A 2,536-nucleotide genomic window follows, 5' to 3' on the forward strand; every position below is an offset into this window, starting at 1 on the left:
GGGCGGCCACATCCTGCTGGTGGGACTCGACGAGCTCGGCCTGCACGGCCCGTACGACGCGGTGCACCACCTCGAGGAGGACGTGCACGACGCGCTCGGCTCCTTCGGCGGCATCGGCGGGTGGCTCACGAACACCGGCGCCTCGGCGCTGCTCGGCGTGTTCGTGGGCGCGGTCATCGTGGCGGTCATGCACCGGCGCGGCGGCGCGGGGCACGGCCACTGAGGGGCGCCCGTCGGCGCGCCGCGCGCCGGGTGAACCAGATACGTCCCGGCAGACGGAACGCGCCTGGTTCACCTGGGAGGGGAGGGGGCACGCCGCGCGGCCGCGAAGCCGCTCGCGCTAGGGTGCCCGCCGTGCGCTCCACCGACGTCGTGATCATCGGCGCCGGCGCCGCCGGCCTGATGTGCGCGATGACCGCCGCCGCTCGCGGGCGACGGGTGCTGCTGCTCGAGCACGCCAACAAGCCGGGCAAGAAGATCCTCATGTCCGGCGGCGGGCGCTGCAACTTCACGAACATGTACGCGGAGCCCGCGAACTTCTCCTCGCAGAACCCGCACTTCTGCAAGTCGGCCCTCGCGCGCTACACCCCGTGGGACTTCATCGCCCTGGTCGAGCGCCACGGCGTGCCCTACCACGAGAAGAAGCTCGGGCAGCTCTTCTGCGACAACAAGTCGAAGGACATCCTCGCGATGCTCCTGCGCGAGTGCGACGACGCCGGCGTCGAGCTGCACCTGAAGACCCCGGTGCAGGAGATCGAGAAGACCGACACCGGCTACCTGCTGAGCACGACCATCGGACCGGTCGAAACGCAGTCGCTCGTCGTCGCGACGGGCGGGCTGTCGATCCCGACCATGGGCGCCACCGGGTTCGGCTACGACGTCGCCTGCCAGTTCGGGCACACGGTGCTCGACACGCGCGCGGGCCTCGTGCCGTTCACCATCACCGACCGCCTCAAGGAACTGTGCACTGAGCTGTCGGGCACCTCGGCGGACTGCGTGGCCGCCTGCAACGGCGAGAGCTTCCGCGAGAACCTCCTGTTCACCCATCGCGGCCTCAGCGGTCCGGCGATCCTGCAGATCTCCTCCTTCTGGCGTCCGGGCGACGCCGTGCGCATAGACCTGCTGCCCGACCGCGACGCCCTGGAGTGGCTGCAGGACCAGCAGACCGCGCGGCCCGACAGCGAGCTGCGGACGGTGCTGAGCGAGGCCTTCACGAAGAAGATGGCGGGACTGCTGGCCGAGCACTGGTTCACGTCCCAGCCGATGAAGCGCTACACCCCAGCCGACCTGCGGGAGATCGCCGACCGGCTGACCGACTGGCGCGTGGTGCCCGCCGGGACCGAGGGCTACCGCACCGCCGAGGTCACGCTCGGCGGCGTCGACACGCGCGACGTGTCGTCCAAGACCATGGAGTCCCGCAAGAGCCCGGGCCTGTACTTCATCGGCGAGGTGCTGGACGTCACCGGCCACCTCGGCGGCTTCAACTTCCAGTGGGCGTGGGCCTCGGGCCACGCGGCCGCGCAGGTCGTCTGAGGCGCCCGGCTCACGACCGCCGTCTCGCCCGGATCACCGCGTCGACCCCGGACCCGGCGACGGACCGAGGACGCTCCTGCGCCACGAGCAGCTCCCACCTGACCGGGTCCAGCACGGCGCGCGCGGCCTGCACCGACACCTGCACCTGCCCCGCGGCCGGCGTCGGCGCTCCGGTGGCCGGGTCGATCGGGCGATGGCCGACGAGGAACAGCGTGCCACCGGCGGCGACCCCACCGGCCAGCCGCGCCACCACCTCCTCCACGGGTCCCGCCGCGTGGACGTACAGGCAGACCACCAGGTCGTAGGCCTCGCGTGGCGGCGTCCAGGTCCCCAGATCGGCCTCGACCCAGTCGACGCGCTCAGCGACGTCCGGCCCCATCGCCTCCGCCGTCGATCGGGCCTGGGCCAAGGCCGTCGCCGCGAAGTCCACGGCCGTGACCCGCCAGCCGCGGTCGGCGAGCCAGAGCGTCTCCGCCCCGTGACCGCAGCCCGCGTCGAGCGCGCGTCCGGGCGGCAGGCCATCGAGCTCGGCGATCAGATGGGCGTTCGGCGGCCTCAGCGCGACGGCCTCCCCGTGGGTGCTCAGCGCATCGGTCCAGCGCTGCTCCCAGGCATCGCGGTCGTGATCGGCCATGGAGCCCATGACAGCAGACCGGCGGGACCCCACGCACAGACAGGACCGATCGCGATCCGCGCGCACGCTACGGTCGCGCCATGCCCGCGATCGAGCAGCGCCTCACCGACCTCGGCCTGACCCTCCCGGAGCTCTTCGGCGGCCCGCCGGGCTTCACGCGCTCCTTCGACCTCGTGCACGTCGACGGTGACCTGGCGTACGTCTCCGGACACGGACCGGTGGACGGGACGACCCTGCTGTCGACGGGCAAGGTCGGGAGCGACGTCACCGAGGAGCAGGCGTACGAGGCCGCGCGGCAGACCGGTCTGTCGATCCTCGCGTCGCTGCGACACGAGCTCGGCTCGCTGGACCGCGTGCAGTCGTGGGTCA

Annotated in this window: 4 protein-coding genes; 3 read left to right on the forward strand and 1 reads right to left on the reverse strand. The window is 72.3% G+C overall.

Annotated features, from left to right (window positions below; translation table 11 throughout):
* The coding region (locus tag ABYE80_RS19670; protein WP_372792004.1) for a DUF808 family protein at nt 1-223 on the forward strand (223 nt) is incomplete at its 5' end.
* A gap of 131 nt (nt 224-354) precedes the next feature.
* The gene (locus ABYE80_RS19675) at nt 355-1,533 is read left to right on the forward strand and encodes an NAD(P)/FAD-dependent oxidoreductase (RefSeq protein WP_372792005.1); all 1,179 of its coding nucleotides are present in this window, start codon (nt 355-357) and stop codon (nt 1,531-1,533) included.
* Between the two features lie 10 nt (nt 1,534-1,543).
* Here ABYE80_RS19675 and ABYE80_RS19680 read toward each other — a convergent pair whose 3' ends face one another.
* Entirely contained in the window at nt 1,544-2,167 is a 624-nt protein-coding gene (locus tag ABYE80_RS19680) for a class I SAM-dependent methyltransferase (RefSeq protein ID WP_372792006.1), read from the reverse strand.
* A gap of 80 nt (nt 2,168-2,247) precedes the next feature.
* On the opposite strand from ABYE80_RS19680, the gene ABYE80_RS19685 reads away from it, so the two are divergent.
* On the forward strand, nt 2,248-2,536 hold a 289-nt coding region (locus tag ABYE80_RS19685), incomplete at its 3' end, for a RidA family protein (protein ID WP_372792007.1).

The organism is Paraconexibacter sp. (assembly GCF_041602235.1).
Taxonomy (GTDB): domain Bacteria; phylum Actinomycetota; class Thermoleophilia; order Solirubrobacterales; family Solirubrobacteraceae; genus Paraconexibacter.

Excerpts from the sequence above, each read along its gene's own strand:
- ABYE80_RS19680 (WP_372792006.1), bottom strand. The coding sequence starts at position 2,167 with ATGGCCGATCACGACCGCGATGCCTGGGAGCAGCGCTGGACCGATGCG.